Source organism: Guptibacillus spartinae (genome assembly GCF_028610625.1).
Classification (GTDB): domain Bacteria; phylum Bacillota; class Bacilli; order Bacillales; family Guptibacillaceae; genus Guptibacillus; species Guptibacillus spartinae.
In genome coordinates this window covers 46,181-68,910 of the sequence record NZ_JAQQWU010000010.1, presented here as the reverse complement: position 1 = coordinate 68,910, position 22,730 = coordinate 46,181, and the positions used below count along the sequence as shown (strand labels likewise).

Sequence of the window (22,730 nt, the reverse complement as noted above, 5' to 3'; positions counted from 1 at the left end):
GTTTAACCTTACTTTTTATAAAAATGGCATTTCTACTATTCACACGATCAAGTTGAGTACAGAAGTAACGATTGAATAAGTGCGACAGTTTGAGGCGAAAGGTTTTTCTTAATCTTCGTTTGAGTTTCTTCATCTAACTTCCCAACACTTTCGTGAATATCCTTTAGTTCCGCCCCTAAATATTCCATTTTATCGATGACTTGTTTCACCTGACTATGAACCATTTCTGTATCAACTTGATCAGCTTTTTTTACTTTTAGACGTTGGTGGATTTGACTTAACGTCATTTGCATTTCTTTGCATTGTTCAATGAATTTAATATCATCAATCGCATCTTCTCCATAGAAGCGGTAATTTGTTTCAGAGCGTTCACACTGTAATAAACCCATTTTTGTATAATAGTCAACTGTCCGTTTCGAAACATGGCAAACTTCAGCTAACTCCCCTATTTTTAACAACACCCCAAGATTCATCACCTCATCATTCATTCTAAGTTAAAACACAAGAACTGTACAGTAGAACGTTATACTTTTCACATCATTTACACATATATCAAAAGAGCTGCGAATGGTTGATAAATTCGCAGCTCTTTTTAATGAAAATTTTCCATATTGAAATGAACCGAATCCTATATTTCATGATGCTTCTCTTTATTTTATAACATCAAATAACCTTTTTTCACTCTCTTTCCACCAGAAGGTTGCTCCACCCACTTGAGGTTATGAAGTTTTTCCTCCACTCTCCCTGCAATCTTCCACTCAATTCGATGCATCATGGTTCTCGCTTTATAAGGAGAAATATCAAATTGCTTCGCTGCTGCATGATATGGAGAGTACTTTTTCAAAAGGTTCATATATTGATCGGGTGTGGCTGCCGATTCAATTAATCTTACTTCCAGTTCATCAATGAACTGATAAAGGGCTTTCTCCTTCTCTGGGAGCTTTGCCACACTATCACGAATGAGCATCTTCAATAAATGTTCATTGCACTCCATCCATCTTCCCCTACCCTTTTACCAGCTTGACTTCTTCACTCCAGGGATCTGCCCCTTATGAGCATATTCACGAAACGCAATTCTAGACATCTGAAATTTTCGTAAGTACCCTTTAGGTCGTCCCGTCACTTCACACCGATTATTCAGACGAGTTGGCGAAGAATCTCGCGGTAATTTCCGTAAAGCTTCATAATCACCCTTCGCTTTCAACTCCTGACGTAAATCGGCATACTTCATAACGAGCTCCTGACGTTTTTGTTCTTTTACGACTTTCGACTTCTTAGCCAAATGAATTCATCCCTTCATCTATCTTACTCTATGCTATTTATTTTTTCAGCGTGCTCGATATACTTATCCACAACCGAGCAAGGAAGCTTCCTCGCATCAAATCGTAATAATTACGTTTTGTATTGTAAACCTCTATTCGTTATAACGCAAGAATTTGAACTTCGAGTTTAAACAAGAGCTCAATTTTTGTTTAAGTTGAGCTCTTCTTTTCGCGATCCCTCGTCTTACTTCTTCCCATATGCAAAGCAAGTTTATTGATAAACCCTAGGATTAATCCAACTCCAGTGAACAAATAGATGATGGTGAAAATCTTACCAAAATCAGTTTGCGGACTAAAATCACCAAACCCTACGGTTGTTAACGTAACAACACTAAAATAGAGTGAATCCAACACGGACCAATGCTCCACAGTATGGTAGAAGATCGTTCCTGAAATAAGTGTCATTGTTGTTAAAAAGAAGAGTACCTGAAATTCTTTATCTTTAATTGCCCGCCATAAAGCAGATAGCATTCTCTTTAATGTCAGCAGAAACGAAATCATATAAGCCTCCCAGCTAAGTGTGTCCTACCACCAGTCATAATCGCATAAAACTGATTTTACCACACGCTGCTCATTCGACAACATCTGAGCTAAACCGGGTGGTGCCTGTCACCCGCTAATAGGAAAACCACACAATCATTCTTCCATCTCTATCATATTCTAGTAATAAATCTATGAAAGGAGATCATGCAATGCCTTGTTGTTTTAAAAAAGTGACGCCAGGAACAATTATCGGTTTCACTTTATTAGGTGTATCTGAGACCGTCTATGTAAGAGTATTAAACGTCTCAAATGGTTGCGTCAATGGCTTAGATGCTAATAGCGCTTTTGTGACGATCGATTGTTCCAAAGTAACGTCTATTCAATATACAAATGCCTTTCCTTCACCAACACCTCCTATTCCTCCACAACCGAGCCCTAACTGTGAGTGGGATGAATTTGTAGGAAATCCAGTTTATAACCCAGCCACTCGAGCTTACTATAATCGCGTTTTATATGATGGAATGAATTTCGCTGCTTCTGAAGTATATAAAATGTGGTATGACTTTGATGGAAATGGTGGAATTGCACTTGCCACGTCGCCAGACGGGACAACCTGGACATTCCAAAGCAATATGATTGGGCTCGCTGCACGCCAGCGTCATTCTAAAGTACTCTACGATCCTGATGGATTCGGTATTGGCTCACCATATAGAATATGGTATTGGGACTCGCAATACTTTCAAATTGATCCACTATTTCCAAGTGTTCTTCGCATGATAAGAACAGCAACTTCAACCGATGGGATTACATGGACAAATGATCAAACGTTAATTCAAGATACAACTTCTCCTCTTATTGTCCCAATTGCACTAGCACCAAACTACGAATCTGTAGGACCAGCAGATATTCTGTATTATCCTGATAACCCAGCTGTAGTCGATCCCGTGAATCCTTTTAATAACCGCTACGTGATGTATTATTCAATTGATAATGGAAGTGACGGCCAAATCGCTCTTGCTGTATCTTCAGATGGCATCAGTTGGACACGTGTCGGTCCACTACCAGTTCTTGCGAAAGGAACAGCTGGAGAGTGGGATGATCGCTATGCTACAGGACAAGCGTCAGTTTTACAGATATCTTCCAACGAATTTGTTATGTGGTACAGTGGCGGCAGGTTGGATACAAGCGAAGGAATCGGATGTGCTCGATCAACAGATGGCATCAACTGGGTGAAGAGTCCACTTAATCCCGTTTTTAGCATTAATGATGGCGTTCCCTGGCGTTCAGGAAGAAATTACACTCCTTCTGTTCTTTATAGTCCGACTAAATTTGATGGGAATGGTGACGCTGTATTTTATAAGCTCTGGATGACTGGTGCACCAGCCGGTTCGACAAGCGACTTGAACATAGGCTATGCGACAAACAGCGTGACGTAACGAACAAATAGCCACTTCTCCTTGAAATTTTTTCTATTGATAGGGAATGATGATAGAAATGTCTAATACCTATTAGATAGGAGTGTGATGAAATGACAGAGAAGGATTGGCTAACACACGCGATTCAATTAGCATCTAAAAGCGTGACAGATTATCATGGCGGGCCATTTGGTGCCATCGTTGTAAAGGATGGCGTAGTGATTGGCGAAGGCTTTAATCAAGTGACAAGCGATCATGACCCCACTGCCCATGCAGAAGTTGTCGCCATTCGGAATGCCTGCCAAAAGCTCGGCACACATCAACTTGACGGATGCATCATTTACGCAAGCTGTGAACCTTGCCCGATGTGCCTCGGTGCGATTTACTGGTCACGTCCTGATCGCGTTTACTTCGCTGCTTCAAGGCATGAAGCAGCCGATGCGGGGTTTGACGATGCAGTCATCTATGAAGAAATTGAGAAAAAACCTGAACAAAGGAAGATTCCCTTTCATCATATTGAAATGGAAGAAAAGAACGAGCCTTTTCAAAACTGGCACAAACATGGAGAACGTGTAGAATACTAAAGAAGGATGTGCCTTGTGCACATCCTTCTTTCCATATCCTCACGACTAGAATTTTTCCATTTTCTTTTCGTTTACTTTATCCACCTTTAATTTGATCTCCATAGGAATGATATCTAGCGAAACGTTAATCGCTGCGTACGATTCTACGCCATCGATCTTTCCCCAGTATCCTTTTGTTTGATCCACTTCCGAGAAGACTAATTTAAACCCTTCTCCTTTTTTCTCGTCGGTCAATTCATAGGCTAGACCTACCGCTTCATCAGAATCACTATCAACCAAATCATACGTCAAAACTTGCTTAAGCGCGTCTTCTCCAAAAATCCCTGTATTTGTCGTGCTCTCAGGATAATAAGGCTGTTCTATAAGTGGTTTGTCTTCAGTGATCTGATAGGTTTTCGATTCCCAGAAATAACGATCTCCCTTTTCAATATAGCTAATGGTGACATCTTTCATTGCTGTCGGATATTCTTTCGTTTTCTTTGCATTTGAAAGATCAACGATCACAAGTCCACTTTCCCCAATGACTTCGATTGATTGATTGTCATTATGCACAATCATCGCACTATTCTCATCTATGCCATATCCCATTTCATTACCAGCATCCCATGCCCCAACGATGAGTCTTCCAAAACGCCCACGCTTTACAAAATGCTGATCAACCATGCCTGCTTCAAAAAAACCTAGGCCATCTGTAAGGAAGACGCGATTGTCTTCTGCATCCCCGTAATTGTCTTCATTTGTAACACCTTGATTTAACGCACCAATACTCGTCCCTGCACCGATCATCGGATCACTCATAACGGCTGCACCAGCACTAGACCCTCCTAGAACGGCCCCGTTTGAATAATTTTCACGAATGGATGCCAATACTGGCGTATCCTTGCCGTTAGCTAAAAGCGTATCCGTGTAATCCAACTGATTGCCGCCAACAAACCAGATTGCATCATACTTTTTCACTTGTTCGGCAAGTTTTTCATCATTCGCCCCATCTTTCCACTTCGCTTCATCCTCTTCTGTTGACGGATCGTCACTTACAGCAATCGGCAGGATCTCAATGTTCTCCTCATCTGCACCGTAGCGAATAAAATCTTCCTTGTAGGAAGTTGCGCTTTGGACCGGTGTTGCACTTGCAGTTGGCATGATCCCGATTTTTACTTCTTCTTTTGGTTTGTTTCGATAATCCATTGCTAATGATAGAAACGCGTCATACACTTCTGCATTATCTGGACTTAGGGCTCCCCCTACGATAACGAGAGACCCTTTTTCCTGTTTATCCGCTGCATTTGTTTCGACGTCCATTTCCTGAGTAATGAGCACCGTACCTAACAAAAGCACAGTAAACAAACCTAGCGCACTTTTCCATTTCCCCATCATTTCCACTCCCTTCATCATCATTGTCAAACTATTATGCAAGTTCCGTTCCAACTGAAAAATGACTGTAATAGAAGGAATGAGCATTTGGATCAGTTCTTTATTGGTTGTATTAGAAACCAATAAAAACCTAAAAACGCATTCTCCAGTAGGAAAATGCATTTTAGGTATGACAACATTGATTCGCTATTCTCTTTTCGTATCAACCTAATTCCTCAACGACCTCTTCGGCGCCATCTTCCATTACCATTTTGACGTCCACTTCTTTTTTATCACTTACCGCATACCAAAATCTCTTGCCCTCACTCACATTAATAATTTTGGCTTTTTCTCTTCCGGCATATACTTCTTTCACCGCATCATCCTGTATCGTCCCAGAATAAATGTAAGGCTCTGAATTCATTGAAGACCAATGCGCCGGATCACCCCACGCTGCCCCTCTCGTTTGTCTCCATTCCCATTGATCATTTTCTTTCTCAATGTAAGCTATGAGGATGCGTTCCTCTTGAAATTGCTTCTCTGTATAGATGGCGATCGCATCGTTTTGATGAACAACGTCCTGTTCATGATGGATTAAAGAATAGGAATCATTCGCATCATCCGTTTGGGCTTTGTTTTCTTCCATCTCTTTATGAAAATAGTCTTCAAAAGTCTCTGGTTCCGAACATCCTACTAATAAAGATAAGCCTATCGTGATTACTAGAAATAACTTCTTACGCATCTTCCTCCCCCTTTTATTTGTGGTAAATCTGCAGAGAATGACCATCGTCCTGAATTGCATATGTACGCGGAAGTTCTTTTACGACCATGACTGCCTGCAAGTCCCCTCTTGAAGCATAAAGGTTTAGAACCCACACAAATATCCCAAACCATAATCCTATTCCAGGTAACAAAACGCTTAGTACAGCAGCACTAAGTCCCAGAATCAACATTGGGGCAAGTGTAATGATGAGGTAAGCCTTTCTATTAAAAATCGCTTCACTTTTCGCATAAATAAACGGGCCGCTTATCCCGTAAGTGGCCTTTATGCCACTATAAAAGTTCATACATCCCCCATGAATCAGCTCATGTAGGGCGATATAAACAAAAGTGATGCATAAAAAGGCAAGTAGTATCGCAGGCTCCTGTTTAATGAAATGGAACAAGGCGATCATCGAAACAAAGTAGTGTCCTATTAAAATACTAATAAGACTAAGACTTACTATTGTTACATTGAGCATTCTAGGTATTTTCATTTCTTCCCAAACGAGCGTCTGAGCTTCCGTTTTATCAGATTGAATCAAATCTTTACTCCTTTTAAGTCAGTTTTATGATTTGGGTTTAACCTTTGGAATAATGGAAATCCCAATCGTTACGCCTATGCATAGTCCAATGACTAGACCTAAGATGAGATCGTCTACAATTGGAGTGAAAATAAAATAGCCTATGGTTACGCCTATTGCAGTGAATAAAACCATTGTGATTAATTTTAGATTTAATCCCATTGATCGCGCTCCTTTTCATCTCAATCTCCTATAAATAACTAATTCTTAACACTGTATCTATAGCTACGATTTTCATAACAAAAAGGTTTCATTCTCGACTACGACTGGTTAATCACAATGGAAAGCTTATAATTCACGTGGACATTCAGCTGAACAAGAAACGCGTCCAATTCCTTATTGGATGGAAAACGGCATTCTAATAAGTAACAACCATCGCCACTAATTTTATAGTTATTTAGTACATATTCGCTTTCCAAATCCAAAAAAGAAAGATAAGGTTGATGGTGAATATTTCGGGTGTAAATGTTTATAAAGCAGTGAACGGAGTATCCGATTTTTTGCTTGTTAACCTTAATTGTATAGCCTTCTAAGATTCCTTCATCTTCTAAACGAGCGACTCGTGATGAAGCTGCCTGACCTGTTAAGTGCACCTTTTCACCTAGCTCCTTCATCGTCATTCGTCCATTGTTCGTTAGCTCTTCAATGATTTTCTGATCTGTTTTATCCAACATGGGACCATTTCCTTTCACTTATCAAGCATTATCCCGAAAACACTTGATTTTATCTCTGTATGCCTTCTTAGCATTTATATTATCCTATAGAGGAATCAGATCAAAGGGAGGAACACATAATGAAGATTCATTTTATTCGTAACGCGACACTCGTTCTTGAATATGCCGATAAGAAGTTTTTAATCGATCCATTTTTATCTGAGAAAGGAGCGATGCCTCCTTTCTCAAATACCGCAAACCAACATCTCTCCAACCCGACTGTTGGGCTTTCAACGTCAATCAATGAAATAATCGATGTAGACGCAGTGATCGTTACCCATCTTCACCCTGATCACTTCGATGCAAAAGCCAAAAAGGTGCTTCCAAAAGAGATCACCATTTTTGCACAAAACGAAGAAGATGTCGAAGTAATAAAAGGAGAAGGTTTTCAAAATGTCGTTTCACTTGAGAAACAATCCTCTTTGGCAGACATCACATTATCTCGGACAGAAGGAAAGCACGGAGAAGGTGAGATTTTAAAACAGACGGGCAAAGTTTCGGGTGTCGTCTTTTCTCATTCACAAGAAAAAACAATCTATATCGCTGGGGATACGCTCTTCAATAAGGATGTCCAGGAAGCGATCCAAAAGCATCATCCTGAAATTATTGTGGTGAACGCTGGCGCTGCTCAATTTCTTGAGGGCGGTCCAATTACGATGACAAAAGAAAATGTCGTACAAACGCATCAAGAAGCACCAAATGCGACGATTGTAGCCGTTCATATGGAATCACTCAACCACTGTCTTTTAACACGTGAGGAATTAAAACAGTTTATCGAAGAGAAAAAGCTATCGACTAAAGTTCTTATTCCAAACGATGATCAAACCCTCTCATTCTAAAGCTGCGTTATATTTTTAATCTGGTACTCGTTTATTACAATTCATAATCCCCTCCTCCTCTTCATAAGCATAGAGGTGTACCAAATTTCGCGAAGGAGGGGATTGAGATGTCGGAGAAGAATTCAACAAAAGAAGAGAATATCATTAAGAAGACATCAAAAAGCGCAAGCGAGCTTGTGAATAAATCCGCTGACACTGCGAACGATCTTGTCAAGTCTGTTAGTGGAGAAGGCGGCCTTGTTGGGAAAGCGGCTGATGCTTCAACGGACTTTGTGAAAAATGTTAGTAAAACCGGAAATAAAGTGGTTGGAAAATCTGTGGATACGGCTTCAAATGTACTCAAAGGGGCTTCAAATAAGGTTTTTGGAAAGAAAAAAGAAAAGGAATAACCCCATACAAAAAGACTCCGAAAGATGATCGGAGTCTTTTTTATATGCTTTACGATATCCCCAATTATCTAGCGATGCAAAGCTCTTAGATGGCTCTATCACATTGAGTGCAATTTCTTGACTCTAATTAACTAAGCTTATTCAACACTTCTTTTGCCACGCTTGTTGTTGATTGAGGATTCTGTCCTGTAATTAACTTACCATCAACCTCAACATGGTCGTTCCAATTTGGCTTTGCTACAAAATTAGCACCAAGTTCACGAAGTCGTGATTCAAGCAAGAAAGGCATAAATTGATCGAGTGTTGTCTCTCTTTCTTCCTCATTTGTGAACGCTGTAATGGTTTTACCAGATACAAGCGGTGTTCCATCTGAGAGTGTTACGCCAACAAGCCCAGCAGGACCGTGGCAAACAGAAGCAACAATTTTGTTGGACTCATAAAATTCACGAATCAGGTGCTGAAGTTTATCGTTCTCTGGCAGATCAAACATCGTTCCATGCCCACCAGGCATAAAGATCGCATCAAATGTCATTGCACCAACAATCTTTTCTAGCTTTTCAGTATCTTCAAGGTATTTCACCGTATCAAGAATTTCCTGCGGCGTTTCTCTCCCTTCTAGACTGCGCTCATCTACTGGTACTTTTCCCCCGAGTGGGCTTGCTACCGTCATTTGATAGCCGCGTTTTTCAAATTCAATATACGCTTCTCCAAATTCGGATAACCAGAGACCTGTTTTATGTCCTTCTTTCATTGTATCTGCGGTTGTGACAACCATTAATATTCGTTTACTCATGACTGAACCTCCTACTGTAATTATACATTTTACAGTTAAAATCATAATTCGTTTTTCATGCGAAATCAAACAAAATGACTCCCGAAAAAATTTACATAAAACATTCCCTTAATAGGAAGCTTAATCAACATATAGCAAAGAAGGGATGAGCACATTGAAAAAAGGGATCATAATTGCGATTATCAGCTTTATTTTTCTCAACTTTAGTCAAATTGATGTAAAAGCCGAAGCCCCTCCCGAGGACTACGGAGCAAAAGGTGCCTTACAAGATTCCTCGATTTCCTTGCAGGAAGCCTTAACTTACGCCATACAGGATGAATATCTTGCGCAAGCGAGATACGATGCGATTATGAAAGAGTTTGGCGAGATCAGGCCATTTTCTCAAATAAAAATCGCCGAACAAAGGCACATCACTGCCCTTCTTCCCTTATTTACAAGGTACAACATTAGCGTTCCAGAAGATAATGCTAGTCAGTATACAACGACACCAAAAACGCTAAAAGAAGCGTTTGAAGCTGGCGTACAAGGGGAGATTGATAACATTGCGATGTACCAAAAGTTAGCCGATTTACCTGACCTGCCGCAGGATGTTCGAACCGTTATGGTCAGGCTTGGAGATGCTTCGAAAAACCACCTTGCTGCGTTTAAAAAAGGGTTAAGTCAGTATCAATAAGGAAAAAAGCTCCCCGCCACTTGACGGGGAGCTTTCGCTTCTATTCAAACGTTCCTTTTACAAGACACTCTCTCGCTTCAACCATTTTTCTTCCTCGAGCAAACACGGTATCAATCTGAAAATCCGCATCGACAATCACCAAATCTGCATCTTTCTCTACGCCTATTTCACCTTTTTGGCTTAACCTTAAAAGTGACGCTGGATTTTTCGTTATCACTTTAATGGCATCTGAAATCGGCACCTCATCTTCTACAATGGCATCTCGCACTTCTTTATATAGCGATGCAATAGAACCGATTTGTAATCCTTCAAACTCGCCTGAAGCATTAAAAGCAGGTAAGCTCGCCTGTCCATCTGAGGTAAAAGTGATTCGTTCCACAGGAACACCTGCCTCAAGCGCACGCTTTAAACCAGTACTACATTTCACTTCCCCTTCTTCAAGAAATTGAGGAATCGTGCTTGTTGTAAAATCAATGTTCCCGCCTTTTTTTGCATAAGCGACTCCCGCATTAAAAAGTTCTTCCGTTCGATTGATATGAGTAGGATGAAACGTCTTAATTGGGATATCTGTCGTTTCTACAACTTGTTCAAGTAGAGAAAGTTTGGATGGACTGTCACCTAAATGAACATTCACGATACCCGCTTTTCCTGAAAGCATACCACCAATCCTTGCAGCCGACGCAATCTTTGCCATCTCTTCAATCGTCGGCTGAGACGAACGATGATCACTAATCGCGATCTCCCCCGCTCCAATGACCCGATCAATTAAAATAATGTCATCTTCAATCTTCCCCGTTAATGTTTTGACTGGAACTTGATAACTCCCCGTATGCACATAGCAGGTAATGCCTTCTTCTTCTAACCCTCTTGCCTTCGCAATAAGATCTGGCATTGTACGTGTTGTGCCATCGGTCCCGATCACCCCAACAATCGTCGTTACCCCAGCGCCCGTCGCTTTCGATAACGTTAACTCTGGTGTTCTTGTTCGGTAGCTTCCCTCACCACCGCCCCCTGTAATATGAACGTGAGAGTCAATGAATCCAGGAAAAATGATTTTTCCTTCCGCGTCCATCACCTCATGCGGGATGGTATCCGGTAGTTGAATGTCCTCTTCAATCAATGCAATTTTATCAAAAGCTAGTAATAAATCCTTTTTCCCTAAATAATCTGGGCTATAAACTTCGGCATTTCGTATGACTGTAAGCATTGTCTTTCCTCCAAACGGTTGTTACTGAAAGCTCATTAGCGAAGCTGTTATCACAAAGACGGACGCAAGAACAAACAGCAGGATTTGAAACTTAATAATAAATTTAAACCACGTTCCCCAATCCATTCTAGCTGCCCCAAGTGTCCCCATAAGAGCTGCTGATGTTGGAACAATAATATTTGTTAATCCGTCACCAAGCTGGAAGGCAAGGACGGCAACTTGACGGGTTACCCCGGCGATATCAGATAGCGGTGCCATGAGTGGCATCGTAAGTGCTGCCTGCCCGCTTCCAGAAACGACAAAGAAATTAAAAACAGATTGAAAGACAAACATAAACCAAGCCGACATGGCAGCTGGAAAATCATCAACTAAATTTCCTGCACTATATAACATCGTGTTTAAGACAGACGGTTCTCCTGCTGCATCGCCACCTAAAATAATGACAATCCCCTTTGCCATCCCAACGATTAATGCTGCTGGCAATAAATCTTTTGCTCCTTCTGTAAAGCCTTCCGCAATATCATTTACCTTCATGCCATTCAACTTAAAAATGACAGCAATTAAACCAGCAATGAGGCCAATTGTAAAGAACTGCGTTGCGATCTCTGGAATATAGTAAGCATGCTCAATTACACCCCAGATAATCCAGCCAATTCCCGCGACAAGAGTTAAAATTACAAGTCCATGACCAAGGGTGAATTTGCTGTTAAGATCCTGGTTCTGATTGTACTCTTTAAAGTAGCGATTGGCATCTGTGCTAAGCGATTTTCTCGGATCTTTCCGAACGCCATTCGCATACCACATTGTATAGGCAATCCCAATGATCGTAAATACAACCCACATCACCATTCGAAAAGGCGATCCTGATAAAACAGGAATGCCAGATACTCCCTGAGCAATGGCGACACTAAACGGGTTCATCCACGACGTTGCGAAGCCAATCTGTGTCGCAACGTAGGTAATCATTACCCCAGTAATGGCATCATACCCTAGCGCAACAACAAGCGGGATGAGAATCATGGCAAAAGCAATCGCCTCCTCTCCCATTCCAAAAACTGCTCCACCTAAAGAAAATAAGAAGAACATAATCGGAATAATGAGCACTTCTCTACCCTTCGTTTTATCAATAATGGAAAGGATGCCTTGATCAATGGCCTTTGTGCGCATAATGATCCCAAACGCACCGCCAATAATAAGGATAAAAGCAACAACCCCAACTGCAGATCCCCATTTATCACCGGATACTAACCCCTCAAAAACGTAATTAAGAAAACCCGTTCCACCATATGGTTCAAATAAGGAAACCCCTTCTCGAACGGCGTCTCCCCCATCATCCGTTACATATTGAAAGCTGTCTGGAATAAGAACAGTTTTCGTTTGTTCCTCTCCCTGCTGGATGTATGTCACATCCTCCGTTTCGAACGTCCCTTTTGGAATAAAGTACGTTAGTGCGGCAGCAGCCAGTACGACAAAAAAGACAATGACAAACGTATGAGGCATTTTCATTTCTCTTTTTCTCTTTTCTTGTTCCATTTTTCCCCTTCCTTCCGTTTTGATCATGAGTTTCTAACTTATATACTCGCAAGATTCATGCCAACTCTATTAATCCTTGAATTGTCCGAAAAGTCATTAAAATAAACCGTATAATTGGTTCTACTGAGTTCTTTCTGGTGTTAAAATAGAACCAACATAAAGGGGTGAACCATTTGAAAAGACCGACCTTAACTCTCATTGCTGGGAGCACACAAACGAAAAATGTGCTTTATGACCAATTACAACAATTAGCTGGCGACTACATAACCGTAAAAGCTTTTGCGATCGACGAAATGTTACCTCATCAGATTGAAGATCGCGTTATATTATACTCTTCGGAAACAACCCAAAAAGAAGCTGCTTCAATAAGTAACATCGCAGGAGACGAATCCATCGTCGGAAAACGAACAATCCGTCATGACTACATTGATCGTTTGCTAACGATTCCACAAGGTGAAAGGGTATTAATGGTGAATGATGATGATCCTTCCACGATCGATGTGATCGAATCTCTCTACCAACTAAGGATTAATCACGTGACGTTTGTTCCATTTAAACGCGGGCAATTGTATTACGATAATATTGATGTTGCCGTTTCGCCCGGTGAAACGCATTTATGCCCCTCCTATATCCCCACAATCATCGATATCGGAGTAAGACCTTTTGATATGGCGACCATCATTAAGGTGATGAACTATTTTCAACTAGACGACTCTGTTTCTTCCAAAGTATCAGAGCGCTACATCAGAAGTATGATTGTTTTACATCGGAAAATTCTAGTGGCTGAGCAAGATGCCTTACGAACAACAGAGCATTACCATAATGTTGTCAATACGGTAGATGATGGCATTCTAGCGGTTAATAAAGAAAAGAAGATTACCTTGTTTAACCATAGACTTGAAGCCCTCTTTCAGCTCCATGCGAACGATGTTATCGGTCTCGAACTCTCGCATGTAGTCGATCATGAACTACAAGAATTTATTCTAAATGGAGAAGAAGAAAATAAATTTGTCTCCATGAACGGTGTCGATGTGGTCGCCTTTCGTCAATCGATCCCAGAGGAAGAAACAACTGTTGTCACTTTTAAAAGCGTAAATCAAGCATTCGAAATCGAAAAAACGGCCCAGCGAGAGCAACAAAAAAAAGGATTTTCTGCCAAATATGACTTTGAAGACATTCTCGGTGAACATTCGCTTCTTCTTGACTGTGTTCGTATCGCAAAAAAACTAGCCATTGCTGAACATCCAGTGCTCATTAATGGGGAAACAGGTGTAGGCAAAGAGCTTTTCGCACATGCCATGCACCGGACATCTCTTCGTAAAAATGGACCGTTTATTGCGATTAACTGCAGTGCTTTAACCGAAACGCTTTTAGAAAGTGAGCTGTTTGGATATGAAGAAGGGACGTTTACGGGAGCACAGCGCGGTGGCAAGAAAGGATTATTTGAACTTGCGGATAACGGAACGCTCTTCTTAGATGAAATTGGCGACATTAGCGCAACCGTTCAAGCGCATTTATTACGAGTGCTTCAGGAAAAAGAAATTAGAAGAATTGGTGGAAGAAAAATTACTCCGATTAATGTGAGGGTCATAGCCGCAACAAACAAAAGCCTTGAACAAAAAATGATTGAAGGCACATTTCGATCTGATTTATTTTATCGGTTAAATGTTCTTCAGCTTTCCATCCCGCCATTACGTGAGCGTCTAAGCGACATTCAATTACTGACAAACTATTTTGTGACGAAAAGTGGAACCTGGATGAAAGTAGATCCAAAAGTCATTGAAGCATTTACGAACCATCAATGGCCAGGAAATATACGAGAACTCAAAAGCATGATCGACTATGCCCTGGTTGTGGCAAGTGGCTCAACGATTACGATGGATGACCTTCCACATCAGCGGCTTCAATCGTCAAAACAACAGGTTCCCCTCCCGGTAAGTAGCATCGATGCCAAGGATCACTATGTTATCCTTCAAATCATGAAAAATCGGAATGACGATGGCAAATCCGCCAGTCGAGATTTTCTTTCAAAAGAAAGTGCTACCTTCTCACACCCACTTTCTCCTCAGCAAATCCGCTTGCGCTTAAACGATCTTGAAAGCAAAGGATATGTTATAAAAGGACGCGGCCGGGCAGGATCCCAAATCACCTTAGAAGGCGAGCAATATTTAGCTCAGTTAACATCATACGAAAAAAGCCGTTAGGGAGCTTCCCTAACGGCTTTCGTCTTATCGTGCTGGAAAATAAGGAACAACCTCTTCTCCAAGCTCTTGAATCACTTCATCTGCAGGACGGTTGCTGTCAAAGAGCGCAAAGAAGAGGTGATTAACTCCTGCTTCTTTATAGATGTTGAGAAGCTCGTTCAACACGTTCCGTCCAATCCGAAAACCAAGACGAATCGGTGTTGGCTGCTCATTCGGATCTTCTGCCAAATCAAGATGCATCGGCTGACTGAATGGCTTAAACACACCGGGATGATATTTCTCTGAAAGCTCTCTCCATGCTGAAATGGCTTCTCTTTGTTGTACTGGTCCTCGAGGATAGTACATCCATCCATCACCGTGTTCCGCGAACCATTTCATCGATTGCTGGGCAAATCCTGTAATAAATGTGGGGACCCGTTTTGTCGGCTTTGGCACCAGATTTGCCCCATGGACCGTTCCCTGTTCAGAGTGAATCGATGGAAACTCTTGATACAAAGCTTCGTTTAAATAGTGAAATGCCTCGACAAAATCATGACCTCGGTTTGCATGGGACGCATTTAACCCACGAAAATCCGATTGTCTGTCACCTGATGAAACACCTAGAAAAAGCCTTTCTGGGAAAAGCTGATCAATCGTTGCTGCTTCCTTGGCGACTCGCAATGGGTGACGCAGCGGCAAAACAGCCGCTGCCGTTCCAAGACCAATTTTTGTTGTTTTCGAGGCGAGATACGTTAAATAAATCATCATATCGTAAATTTGACCTGTGGCAGGATCACCGAATTGCGGATCATTGAGAAGAACATCACGCAACCACAATGCTGTAAAGCCATACTCTTCCGCAGCCTGCGCAAGCTCTACCTGCTTTTCCATCGTCGGTGTACTGAACTGATAGTTCTCAAGCGGAATATGAAGACCAAGCGTTAGCTCATCTTTTTGATACGTTCGATTATAAGCATTATGATTTTCAAATACATTCATATTTTGAACCTCCTATGCTTTTCTTTCCATTGCTCGAAGCCAGCCTGTAAGTGCAACGGCTCCGACGACCATAATGCCACCAATCCAAGGAGTGTGAATGAGACCAATGGAGTCTACGATGACGCCCCCCACAAATGAGCCAATGGCAATCCCAACGTTAAAGGCAGCAATGTTGAGGGCAGATGCGACGTTTACCGCTGATGGTACATACTTTTCAGCAAGGTTAACGACGAGCACTTGCAAACCAGGAACATTCATAAAAGCAAACAATCCCATAAAGAAGATCGTCACAATACCAGCCACTTTAAACGGGATGGCAAACGTCATCACGAAAAGAATGATCGCTTGCAGGACAAACATCCAGAACAATGCTTTTAATGGATTTTTATCCGATGCTTTACCCCCAACCATATTTCCAATTGCAACGGCCACACCATAGACAAGTAATATGACACTAACAAATTTTGCACTAAGACCTGTCACATCTTCAAGAAGTGGGGCAAGGTACGTAAAGGCAACAAATGTACCACCGTAACCTAGTGCTGTAATCGCAAAAGCTAATAGTAATTTTCCATTTGTTAAAATCTTCAACTGTTCACTAAACTTTGCTGGTGGCGCCTCTTTCAAATCTTTCGGCACGAGAATCGCACTTGCGATAATACCGATTACACCTAGAAGAGCGACTCCAAGGAATGTGGCTCTCCACCCAAACGCTTGGCCAATAAATGTACCAAGTGGAACTCCTGTCACGGTTGCAACGGTTAATCCTGTAAACATAAAGGCAATCGCACTTGCCCGTTTATTTTCTGGAACGAGATCTGCTGCAATCGTTGAACCGATTGAGAAGAAAATCCCGTGTGAAAAAGCCGTAATAAATCTCGCAACAAGCAACAAGCCAAACGATGTCGATATTCCTGCAACAAGGTTACCAATAATAAAAACGACCATTAATGACATCAAGAGCGTTTTCCGATTCATCTTTCCAGTTAAAGCCGTAAGAACCGGAGCACCAATCGCTACCCCAATGGCGTAGCCTGAAATCAGCAGCCCAGCCAGTGTAATTGAAATCGATAAGTCATCTGCAATAGAAGAAAGAAGCCCAACAGGAACAAATTCGGTTGTTCCAATTCCAAATGCACTAATCGCGAGTGCTAAAAGAGCGAGAGTGCCGCTGGATTTTTCTTTTGATTTTGACATTGTATGTGTTTGAGAACTCATAAAGCGAATTCCTCCTTGAATTTTTTTAGTGCCGAAATGAAAGGGAGGCGCCTCCCCATTCGGCAGTACAACTGATTATGCAACCTTCTAGACAACAATGGAAGTACGTACTTTTTTGTAACGCAGTACCCAAAAAGTATGATAGGTACTTATTAGTGCCTATCCCTTTGGTCAAAACCACTAGGAACAAGCTGACTCTGATTATGCGCTCGTTCCATCCATCTGAAAAGTACGTACTTTCCTGTAATATAGGCACCTATAAGTGCCTAATGATTCGCATCAGGAACTGCACACAAAAAACTCCCGCTAAAAATTTAGCGAGAGGTTTTGAGTTGCTCTATTCAAATGCTCTTACATGTTCACCTGGAATTCCAGCTTCAATATAACTCCTAACAAGCTTCCAATTTCCTTGGGCCTCTTTTCGAAAAGTGTTAAAAAAGAGATTTCCTGTTTCACTTTTTTCCCCATCTACTTCAATCGAAGCAAAAATAATGGCAAGCATTTCATTTCGTCGAAGCGGTGTAACCGTAAGCTTTTCTAGAATCCACTTCGTCCCATCTTTTTGAAAGGACGTAAACGCTTGATCCCAGCCTTCAATCGATTCCTCATACCCAAAATCGTATAATTCAGATTGACTTGAAATTTCTCTAGCTTGATACGTATCGTTTATTTTACTCTTTATTTCCTCTAATGAAGAGTTCTTCCAGCTCGTTAGAAAATCATCTAAAAATTCTTGAAATCCACTCATCCCATTCCATCTCCTTTCTCTACCCACATTCGTGCTCCGATATCGAAATCCCTTCTCTCTTCATCCCCTTCAAGCAATAGGAACAACCGTAAGAATATGTTATATTACATAAGAAGTGATATTGAAAGGACTAAATGACATAATGAGTAACCATAAAGAATTACAAGAAGAAATAAAAAAGAGACGGACCTTTGCGATCATCTCTCACCCCGATGCTGGTAAAACGACATTAACAGAAAAACTGTTGTTTTTAGGTGGACAGATTCGTTCAACAGGAACCGTTAAATCTCGTAAATCATCTAAGTACGCCACATCTGACTGGATGGAAATCGAGAAACAGCGTGGTATTTCTGTTACGTCCAGTGTGATGAACTTTAATTACAAAGGTCATACCATTAACATTCTAGATACACCTGGACACGAAGATTTCAGTGAAGATACGTACCGTACACTCCTTGCTGTCGACAGTGTCGTCATGATTATCGACGCTGCCAAAGGGGTCGAGTCACAAACGAAGAAGCTATTTAAGGTTGTTAGTGAGCACGGCATTCCGATTTTCACCTTCATTAATAAAATGGATCGCCAGGGTCGCGAACCACTTGAACTTCTTGAAGAAATTGAAGATGTTCTAGGGATTGAATCCTATCCAATGAACTGGCCAATCGGTATCGGTCAATCATTCCAGGGCGTTTATGATCGTCATCAAAAAGCAGTTGAGTTTTATGATACAGAAGGCGATAACAAACAGGCGATGCAAATTTCAGATCTTGATGATCCTGTTCTGAAAGAAAAAGCTGGTGAAGATCTTGTAAGTCAGCTGCAAGAAGACGTGATGCTACTTGACGAAGCTGGCGCAACTTATAGCGAAGAAGCGCTTCAATCTGGTAAGCAAACGCCAGTCTTCTTCGGAAGTGCGATCTCAAGCTTTGGTGTACCTACATTCTTAAACCACTTTCTTGATCTCGCTCCTTCTCCAGCACCTCGCGAGAGCTCTGAAGGTGAAGTGAAGCCAGATGACGAAACGTTCTCAGGGTTTATCTTTAAAATTCAAGCGAACATGAACCCCGCTCACCGTGACCGCGTGGCATTCTTACGTATTGTGTCAGGTACATTTGAAAAAGGAATGGAAGCATGGCTTGAGCGTACAGGTAAGAGCCTGAAGTTATCGCAGGGGCAACTTTTCTTCGCCTCCTCTCGAGGCAATGTAGAAAAAGCATACCCTGGTGATATTGTTGGACTCTATGATTCAGGAACGTATCAAATTGGCGACACGCTCGTTGGTTCGAAAAACGTCTATTCCTTCGGTGCCTTACCAACGTTCCCACCAGAGCATTTCGCGAAGGTTCGTGCCCAAAAAGCGATGAAACAGAAGCATTTCTACAAGGGCGTACAGCAGCTTTCAGAAGAAGGGGCGATTCAAGTCTATCGTACCGCTCACTGGGATGAAATCGTCATCGGTGTAGTAGGACGTCTACAGTTTGAGATTTTTGAATATCGTATGAAAGGTGAATACAACGTCGATATTCAATTTGATACAATGCCGCATCAGCATGCTCGATGGATTGAAACGGATAACCCAGAAGAAAAAGTAGACAGTGTTCGTAATATGCTTGTTTACGATCAGCTTAAGCGACCTGTTCTTCTATTTCAAAATGACTTTGCGCTTAGATGGTTCCAGGATAAAAACCCGGATATTCCACTAAGAGAGTCAAGATAAGTAGACGAAAAAAGGAACGTGCATCTGCACGTTCCTTTTAGTTTGCAATCGTTTCTTCTGAACGAGAGCGGTGAACTCTTCCCCATTTTTCCATTTCTTGAAGCAATGGTTCAAGAGCATAACCATATGAAGTTAACGAATACTCGACTTTCGGAGGTACATCATCCGATTCGACCCGGTTAATTAATCCATCATGCTCAAGTTCTTTTAAATGTTTAATTAACGTTTGATGAGGAATGCGCGGAATCGCCTTTTTAATCTCACTAAATCGAAGAGGCGTCTCCACTAATTCTAGCAGCAAAACAGCTTTCCACTTCCCACAGACAACATCAAGCGTCGTTTTCATATCCTCAACGGATCTGTTCAAATTCCCCCTGCACCTCCAGGTATATAGTAATATACTTCTTCACAAAACCGTGCATTGTAGTAAGATAAGCATATAATACTCTTATTTTATCATAAGTTGACTACAAAGTTAGAGGGGAGTTTCTATGTCCGAAAACATTTCACACACTGTCCAACTTTTAGGACAATCCATCATACAAAACATCGATCAAATCACAGCAAGCGCGCGACATCAAATTGAAATTTCCGTCAAAGAACAAAATCTCCCAGCTATTGTGCCTGTTCATTTTATCGAAACGTTTATTAAAGCACTAGGCGAATCGGTTGAAGCTGGCGAATTATCTTATCCTACTGAGGAACTTCCGAATGTTAAAATAAACGATGTGATACCTGGCTATTTAGATACAATGTTAATGAGCGTTTCAGTCGTTAAACATTCGCTCCTTAGCTACATGGAAGAGAACCAGCATACGCTCTCCCTAACCGCTTCGGACGTTCTAACCGTCACAAAGTTAATTGATCCGTTAATTGATCATTACATTCAGTTTTATACGGAAAGCTATTTAAAGCAAAAAACACTTAGTATTCAATCTGAATATTCCCAGGATGATGCTTTATCTGTACCTATTATTAAGCTTTCATCGCGTGTAGCGATTTGCCCAATTATCGGAGAAATTGATGAGAAACGCGCCAACCTCATTCTTGAACGTACGTTGATGGAATCAAGCGCCAAGAAGATCCATTGCCTTATTCTTGACCTATCGGGTGTGGCTACACTAGATACGATGATGACCCAGCACCTCTTTAAGATTGTGGATTCCCTTGAAGTCATGGGTGTAGACATCATTGTCACAGGCGTGAGTTCCGAAGTTGCCATCGGCGTTGTTTCGTTAGGTCTCGATTTGCAATCCCTTACAATTAAACAGAATGTAGAAGGGGCATTAAAGTCTCTCGGCATGATTGATGGATAACTAAAACCACACCTTGTTGTGGTTTTTTTTCGCTAACAAACAGAGGGGATTTCAACTGGATATTGTGCTAAGTTTTTTAGAAAATAAACGAAACGTTCTTCGATTTGTGCTTTTGTGCCATATCGAATGATCTGTTCACGACTTAATGTTGTTGCGCTTAACAACTCTCCATGCTCATGCGCCATTGTAAGAAGCTTTAAATACATTTCAATATGTAAATTGGTTTGCTTCTGACTTGAATGAGCAGCATATGCTTTTATGAATCCTGAAGCGTTTGCTCTTAATTGCAGAAGAGATTGTTGATAGTTCCCTTTACGATATCTAATCGTATTATAAAACAAAGGGAACAAAAAGGTATAATTAAAGACGTGATTGGCAGCTAGCGAAACTCCAGGAGAAAGAAGCGGGTAAGGGTCGATCATCTTAAAGCCATTTTCTGAAAAGATCAGGTTCTCCGGAGAAGTATCTTGATTCGTAAACGTTATTCTTTCACCGTCCAGGGATCGAGCAGAGATCAGCTCTCTCCCAACTGCTTCCACCCTTTTTTTATCAAACTCATACTCGCTCGCAAGTAAACGACTTAACTCCTCATCATACTCTTTCGTCTCTTCATATAAGAACTCTTTTTGGGTCATATCAAGCCCTCCATTTAACTGACCATCCTCATCACACTTTAAATATCCGATTCCTTTATAAGGAGCTTCCATCGTTTCTAATGCAAGAAAAAATTCTCCTATTTCAATGCCATATTGAAGTGATTCGTTTGTTGAGAGGTCGCCAATGTCACTTGATTTGCCTAAGTACGATTCTAGCGTATACGTTAATTCTTCTTGAACGAAAAATGTGAATTGTTCGGGGCACACGCCTCCTTTCGCCCTATTCGCATGAGAATAAAACGCCTTTGTTGCAGCATACTCTGCTGTTAACTCGTTCTGAAGAAATAGAACTTCTTTTTCATAGGCTATCTTCTTTGGTATACGAAGGACAAGTTGTTCTTTCTCTAACAAAAAGGCGAAATGCCAGGCTCCTTCTCCTAGTAGAGAAACTTCTGCTTGATGGGATATAGACTGTAACCCCTCGTTTGTAATAGCTTGATTGATCAAGTCAAGTTCTGACACAGCTTGCGTTGTAAGGAATTTCATTTGATGTCCTCTGCCTCTCCCAAATAAATTGTCTCCACTCGTTCTTCTCCTACGAGATTTCTTTCAACTTTATAGGCGTATGCCTTTTCACGTGAACTTACAGCTCGCTTTAGATTCTCATCAATGTAATGAACGGCCGCCCCATCATCGAGCGCTATTCCCGGTTGGATTTGACCTGAATTAATCAAATCGTGATAAGCAAATTTTCTCTTTTCTTCTCCATCAAAATGAGGACAGCTACTGCCCCTTAGTAAACCTAGACACTCAATCGCATGGAGCTCATCCCCAAATGAATCGGTGACCCCTTCTTCAAACCAGCAGATCGCTCCTGCACTAATTCCAGCTAAAATAATGCCCCGCTCCCAGGCTTTTTTCATGATTCCATCCAGTCCCCACTCTTTCCAAAGCACGAGGAGATTCTTAGTGTTGCCTCCTCCTACATAGAGAATATCCTGACTTAACAAGAAGCCTTCTATATCTTTTACATGTGGTTTAAATAACGACAGGTGCGATGGCACGCAAGATTGTTTCTCAAAAAAGGCATAGTATTTCGCTATGTATCCGTCTGCATCTCCACTAGCAGTCGGAATGAAACAAATTTTTGGTTCTTTGCTGTTGGCTTGATTTAGGATGTAACGATCTAATAGCGGGTTGTCAGGTTCCATCGAAAACCCTCCACCGCCAATTGCGATAATCTGTTTCACTGTTACTCATTCCTTTCCCGTATCCATTAACAATTCCATACCACTTCTTTTTTCCCTGC

At 41.3% G+C, this 22,730-nt stretch carries 26 protein-coding genes; 8 read left to right on the top strand and 18 right to left on the bottom strand.

Going from position 1 to position 22,730, the window contains the following annotated elements; genetic code table 11:
• Nucleotides 1-47: 47 nt before the first annotated feature.
• The 4 genes from PQ511_RS16555 to PQ511_RS16540 form a co-directional block, all read right to left on the bottom strand.
• Nucleotides 48-473 carry a MerR family transcriptional regulator gene (locus PQ511_RS16555; RefSeq protein WP_273853019.1) on the bottom strand — a complete coding sequence of 142 codons (426 nt, stop codon included), beginning with the start codon at nucleotides 471-473 and terminating at the stop codon, nucleotides 48-50.
• Between the two features lie 182 nt (nucleotides 474-655).
• Nucleotides 656-994: a hypothetical protein gene (locus PQ511_RS16550; protein ID WP_273853018.1), complete on the bottom strand. Its 339-nt coding sequence runs from the start codon at nucleotides 992-994 to the stop codon at nucleotides 656-658.
• Between the two features lie 18 nt (nucleotides 995-1,012).
• A complete protein-coding gene (gene rpsN, locus PQ511_RS16545) occupies nucleotides 1,013-1,282 on the bottom strand; it encodes a 30S ribosomal protein S14 (protein ID WP_273853017.1) in 270 nt (89 codons plus the stop codon).
• A 190-nt stretch (nucleotides 1,283-1,472) separates the two neighbouring features.
• Nucleotides 1,473-1,823, bottom strand: coding sequence for a potassium channel family protein (locus tag PQ511_RS16540; protein ID WP_273853016.1), 351 nt, complete (start codon nucleotides 1,821-1,823; stop codon nucleotides 1,473-1,475).
• 191 nt (nucleotides 1,824-2,014) lie between these two features.
• On the opposite strand from PQ511_RS16540, the gene PQ511_RS16535 reads away from it, so the two are divergent.
• Together PQ511_RS16535 and PQ511_RS16530 are read left to right on the top strand one after the other, a co-directional pair.
• Complete coding sequence (locus PQ511_RS16535) at nucleotides 2,015-3,241, top strand: glycoside hydrolase family protein (protein ID WP_224597593.1); 1,227 nt, start codon at nucleotides 2,015-2,017, stop codon at nucleotides 3,239-3,241.
• A 92-nt stretch (nucleotides 3,242-3,333) separates the two neighbouring features.
• Nucleotides 3,334-3,804, top strand: coding sequence for a nucleoside deaminase (locus tag PQ511_RS16530; RefSeq protein WP_224597595.1), 471 nt, complete (start codon nucleotides 3,334-3,336; stop codon nucleotides 3,802-3,804).
• A 45-nt stretch (nucleotides 3,805-3,849) separates the two neighbouring features.
• Here the strand turns inward: PQ511_RS16530 and PQ511_RS16525 are convergent, their stop codons facing one another.
• The 5 genes from PQ511_RS16525 to PQ511_RS16505 form a co-directional block, all read right to left on the bottom strand.
• On the bottom strand, nucleotides 3,850-5,175 hold the full coding sequence (locus PQ511_RS16525; protein WP_273853015.1) for a cyanophycinase: 1,326 nt from the start codon (nucleotides 5,173-5,175) through the stop codon (nucleotides 3,850-3,852).
• A gap of 202 nt (nucleotides 5,176-5,377) precedes the next feature.
• Entirely contained in the window at nucleotides 5,378-5,896 is a 519-nt protein-coding gene (locus PQ511_RS16520; protein WP_273853014.1) for a hypothetical protein, read from the bottom strand.
• 13 nt (nucleotides 5,897-5,909) lie between these two features.
• Complete coding sequence (locus PQ511_RS16515; protein ID WP_273853013.1) at nucleotides 5,910-6,458, bottom strand: DUF3267 domain-containing protein; 549 nt, start codon at nucleotides 6,456-6,458, stop codon at nucleotides 5,910-5,912.
• Between the two features lie 24 nt (nucleotides 6,459-6,482).
• On the bottom strand, nucleotides 6,483-6,659 hold the full coding sequence (locus tag PQ511_RS16510; RefSeq protein ID WP_273853012.1) for a hypothetical protein: 177 nt from the start codon (nucleotides 6,657-6,659) through the stop codon (nucleotides 6,483-6,485).
• Between the two features lie 98 nt (nucleotides 6,660-6,757).
• Entirely contained in the window at nucleotides 6,758-7,171 is a 414-nt protein-coding gene (locus tag PQ511_RS16505) for an Lrp/AsnC family transcriptional regulator (protein WP_273853011.1), read from the bottom strand.
• Between the two features lie 119 nt (nucleotides 7,172-7,290).
• On the opposite strand from PQ511_RS16505, the gene PQ511_RS16500 reads away from it, so the two are divergent.
• On the top strand, nucleotides 7,291-8,049 hold the full coding sequence (locus PQ511_RS16500) for an MBL fold metallo-hydrolase (protein WP_273853010.1): 759 nt from the start codon (nucleotides 7,291-7,293) through the stop codon (nucleotides 8,047-8,049).
• 107 nt (nucleotides 8,050-8,156) lie between these two features.
• A complete protein-coding gene (locus tag PQ511_RS16495) occupies nucleotides 8,157-8,438 on the top strand; it encodes a hypothetical protein (RefSeq protein ID WP_273853009.1) in 282 nt (93 codons plus the stop codon).
• Nucleotides 8,439-8,565: 127 nt separating this feature from the next.
• On the opposite strand, the gene PQ511_RS16490 is transcribed toward PQ511_RS16495, so the two are convergent.
• Nucleotides 8,566-9,231: a type 1 glutamine amidotransferase domain-containing protein gene (locus PQ511_RS16490; RefSeq protein ID WP_273853008.1), complete on the bottom strand. Its 666-nt coding sequence runs from the start codon at nucleotides 9,229-9,231 to the stop codon at nucleotides 8,566-8,568.
• 154 nt (nucleotides 9,232-9,385) lie between these two features.
• Here PQ511_RS16490 and PQ511_RS16485 point away from each other — a divergent pair, with 154 nt between their 5' ends.
• Nucleotides 9,386-9,904, top strand: a complete 519-nt coding sequence (locus PQ511_RS16485; protein ID WP_273853007.1) for a ferritin-like domain-containing protein — start codon at nucleotides 9,386-9,388, stop codon at nucleotides 9,902-9,904.
• 40 nt (nucleotides 9,905-9,944) lie between these two features.
• On the opposite strand, the gene iadA is transcribed toward PQ511_RS16485, so the two are convergent.
• The gene (iadA, locus tag PQ511_RS16480) at nucleotides 9,945-11,111 is read right to left on the bottom strand and encodes a beta-aspartyl-peptidase (RefSeq protein ID WP_273853005.1); all 1,167 of its coding nucleotides are present in this window, start codon (nucleotides 11,109-11,111) and stop codon (nucleotides 9,945-9,947) included.
• 21 nt (nucleotides 11,112-11,132) lie between these two features.
• The gene (gene yfcC, locus PQ511_RS16475; RefSeq protein WP_273853004.1) at nucleotides 11,133-12,644 is read right to left on the bottom strand and encodes a putative basic amino acid antiporter YfcC; all 1,512 of its coding nucleotides are present in this window, start codon (nucleotides 12,642-12,644) and stop codon (nucleotides 11,133-11,135) included.
• 173 nt (nucleotides 12,645-12,817) lie between these two features.
• On the opposite strand from yfcC, the gene PQ511_RS16470 reads away from it, so the two are divergent.
• Nucleotides 12,818-14,848 (top strand): sigma-54 interaction domain-containing protein, encoded by a 2,031-nt coding sequence (locus PQ511_RS16470; RefSeq protein ID WP_273853003.1) that lies wholly within the window; start codon nucleotides 12,818-12,820, stop codon nucleotides 14,846-14,848.
• Between the two features lie 24 nt (nucleotides 14,849-14,872).
• Here the strand turns inward: PQ511_RS16470 and PQ511_RS16465 are convergent, their stop codons facing one another.
• From PQ511_RS16465 to PQ511_RS16455, 3 genes are all read right to left on the bottom strand, one after another.
• Nucleotides 14,873-15,826 carry an LLM class oxidoreductase gene (locus tag PQ511_RS16465; protein ID WP_273853002.1) on the bottom strand — a complete coding sequence of 318 codons (954 nt, stop codon included), beginning with the start codon at nucleotides 15,824-15,826 and terminating at the stop codon, nucleotides 14,873-14,875.
• A gap of 12 nt (nucleotides 15,827-15,838) precedes the next feature.
• The gene (locus tag PQ511_RS16460; protein ID WP_273853001.1) at nucleotides 15,839-17,044 is read right to left on the bottom strand and encodes an MFS transporter; all 1,206 of its coding nucleotides are present in this window, start codon (nucleotides 17,042-17,044) and stop codon (nucleotides 15,839-15,841) included.
• A gap of 337 nt (nucleotides 17,045-17,381) precedes the next feature.
• Nucleotides 17,382-17,792 (bottom strand): flavoprotein, encoded by a 411-nt coding sequence (locus PQ511_RS16455; protein ID WP_273853000.1) that lies wholly within the window; start codon nucleotides 17,790-17,792, stop codon nucleotides 17,382-17,384.
• 142 nt (nucleotides 17,793-17,934) lie between these two features.
• Here PQ511_RS16455 and PQ511_RS16450 point away from each other — a divergent pair, with 142 nt between their 5' ends.
• On the top strand, nucleotides 17,935-19,509 hold the full coding sequence (locus PQ511_RS16450; RefSeq protein WP_273852999.1) for a peptide chain release factor 3: 1,575 nt from the start codon (nucleotides 17,935-17,937) through the stop codon (nucleotides 19,507-19,509).
• A gap of 37 nt (nucleotides 19,510-19,546) precedes the next feature.
• Here the strand turns inward: PQ511_RS16450 and PQ511_RS16445 are convergent, their stop codons facing one another.
• The gene (locus PQ511_RS16445; protein WP_273852998.1) at nucleotides 19,547-19,876 is read right to left on the bottom strand and encodes a winged helix-turn-helix transcriptional regulator; all 330 of its coding nucleotides are present in this window, start codon (nucleotides 19,874-19,876) and stop codon (nucleotides 19,547-19,549) included.
• A gap of 124 nt (nucleotides 19,877-20,000) precedes the next feature.
• Here PQ511_RS16445 and PQ511_RS16440 point away from each other — a divergent pair, with 124 nt between their 5' ends.
• Nucleotides 20,001-20,825 (top strand): STAS domain-containing protein, encoded by an 825-nt coding sequence (locus PQ511_RS16440; protein WP_273852997.1) that lies wholly within the window; start codon nucleotides 20,001-20,003, stop codon nucleotides 20,823-20,825.
• Between the two features lie 32 nt (nucleotides 20,826-20,857).
• Here the strand turns inward: PQ511_RS16440 and PQ511_RS16435 are convergent, their stop codons facing one another.
• Nucleotides 20,858-21,967 (bottom strand): hypothetical protein, encoded by a 1,110-nt coding sequence (locus PQ511_RS16435; RefSeq protein WP_273852996.1) that lies wholly within the window; start codon nucleotides 21,965-21,967, stop codon nucleotides 20,858-20,860.
• Nucleotides 21,964-22,671, bottom strand: coding sequence for a Type 1 glutamine amidotransferase-like domain-containing protein (locus tag PQ511_RS16430; RefSeq protein ID WP_273852994.1), 708 nt, complete (start codon nucleotides 22,669-22,671; stop codon nucleotides 21,964-21,966). Before PQ511_RS16430 ends, PQ511_RS16435 begins: the two co-directional genes overlap by 4 nt.
• Between the last annotated feature and the right edge of the window lie 59 nt (nucleotides 22,672-22,730).

Coding starts and splice junctions, on each gene's coding strand:
- yfcC (WP_273853004.1), bottom strand. CDS start 12,644: ATGGAACAAGAAAAGAGAAAAAGAGAAATGAAAATGCCTCATACGTTT.
- PQ511_RS16535 (WP_224597593.1), top strand. CDS start 2,015: ATGCCTTGTTGTTTTAAAAAAGTGACGCCAGGAACAATTATCGGTTTC.
- PQ511_RS16435 (WP_273852996.1), bottom strand. CDS start 21,967: ATGAAATTCCTTACAACGCAAGCTGTGTCAGAACTTGACTTGATCAAT.
- PQ511_RS16495 (WP_273853009.1), top strand. CDS start 8,157: ATGTCGGAGAAGAATTCAACAAAAGAAGAGAATATCATTAAGAAGACA.
- PQ511_RS16510 (WP_273853012.1), bottom strand. CDS start 6,659: ATGGGATTAAATCTAAAATTAATCACAATGGTTTTATTCACTGCAATA.
- PQ511_RS16525 (WP_273853015.1), bottom strand. CDS start 5,175: ATGGGGAAATGGAAAAGTGCGCTAGGTTTGTTTACTGTGCTTTTGTTA.
- PQ511_RS16555 (WP_273853019.1), bottom strand. CDS start 473: ATGAATCTTGGGGTGTTGTTAAAAATAGGGGAGTTAGCTGAAGTTTGC.
- PQ511_RS16505 (WP_273853011.1), bottom strand. CDS start 7,171: ATGTTGGATAAAACAGATCAGAAAATCATTGAAGAGCTAACGAACAAT.
- PQ511_RS16455 (WP_273853000.1), bottom strand. CDS start 17,792: ATGAGTGGATTTCAAGAATTTTTAGATGATTTTCTAACGAGCTGGAAG.
- PQ511_RS16465 (WP_273853002.1), bottom strand. CDS start 15,826: ATGAATGTATTTGAAAATCATAATGCTTATAATCGAACGTATCAAAAA.
- PQ511_RS16500 (WP_273853010.1), top strand. CDS start 7,291: ATGAAGATTCATTTTATTCGTAACGCGACACTCGTTCTTGAATATGCC.
- PQ511_RS16490 (WP_273853008.1), bottom strand. CDS start 9,231: ATGAGTAAACGAATATTAATGGTTGTCACAACCGCAGATACAATGAAA.
- PQ511_RS16520 (WP_273853014.1), bottom strand. CDS start 5,896: ATGCGTAAGAAGTTATTTCTAGTAATCACGATAGGCTTATCTTTATTA.
- PQ511_RS16450 (WP_273852999.1), top strand. CDS start 17,935: ATGAGTAACCATAAAGAATTACAAGAAGAAATAAAAAAGAGACGGACC.
- PQ511_RS16530 (WP_224597595.1), top strand. CDS start 3,334: ATGACAGAGAAGGATTGGCTAACACACGCGATTCAATTAGCATCTAAA.
- PQ511_RS16440 (WP_273852997.1), top strand. CDS start 20,001: ATGTCCGAAAACATTTCACACACTGTCCAACTTTTAGGACAATCCATC.
- iadA (WP_273853005.1), bottom strand. CDS start 11,111: ATGCTTACAGTCATACGAAATGCCGAAGTTTATAGCCCAGATTATTTA.
- PQ511_RS16540 (WP_273853016.1), bottom strand. CDS start 1,823: ATGATTTCGTTTCTGCTGACATTAAAGAGAATGCTATCTGCTTTATGG.
- PQ511_RS16460 (WP_273853001.1), bottom strand. CDS start 17,044: ATGAGTTCTCAAACACATACAATGTCAAAATCAAAAGAAAAATCCAGC.
- PQ511_RS16550 (WP_273853018.1), bottom strand. CDS start 994: ATGGAGTGCAATGAACATTTATTGAAGATGCTCATTCGTGATAGTGTG.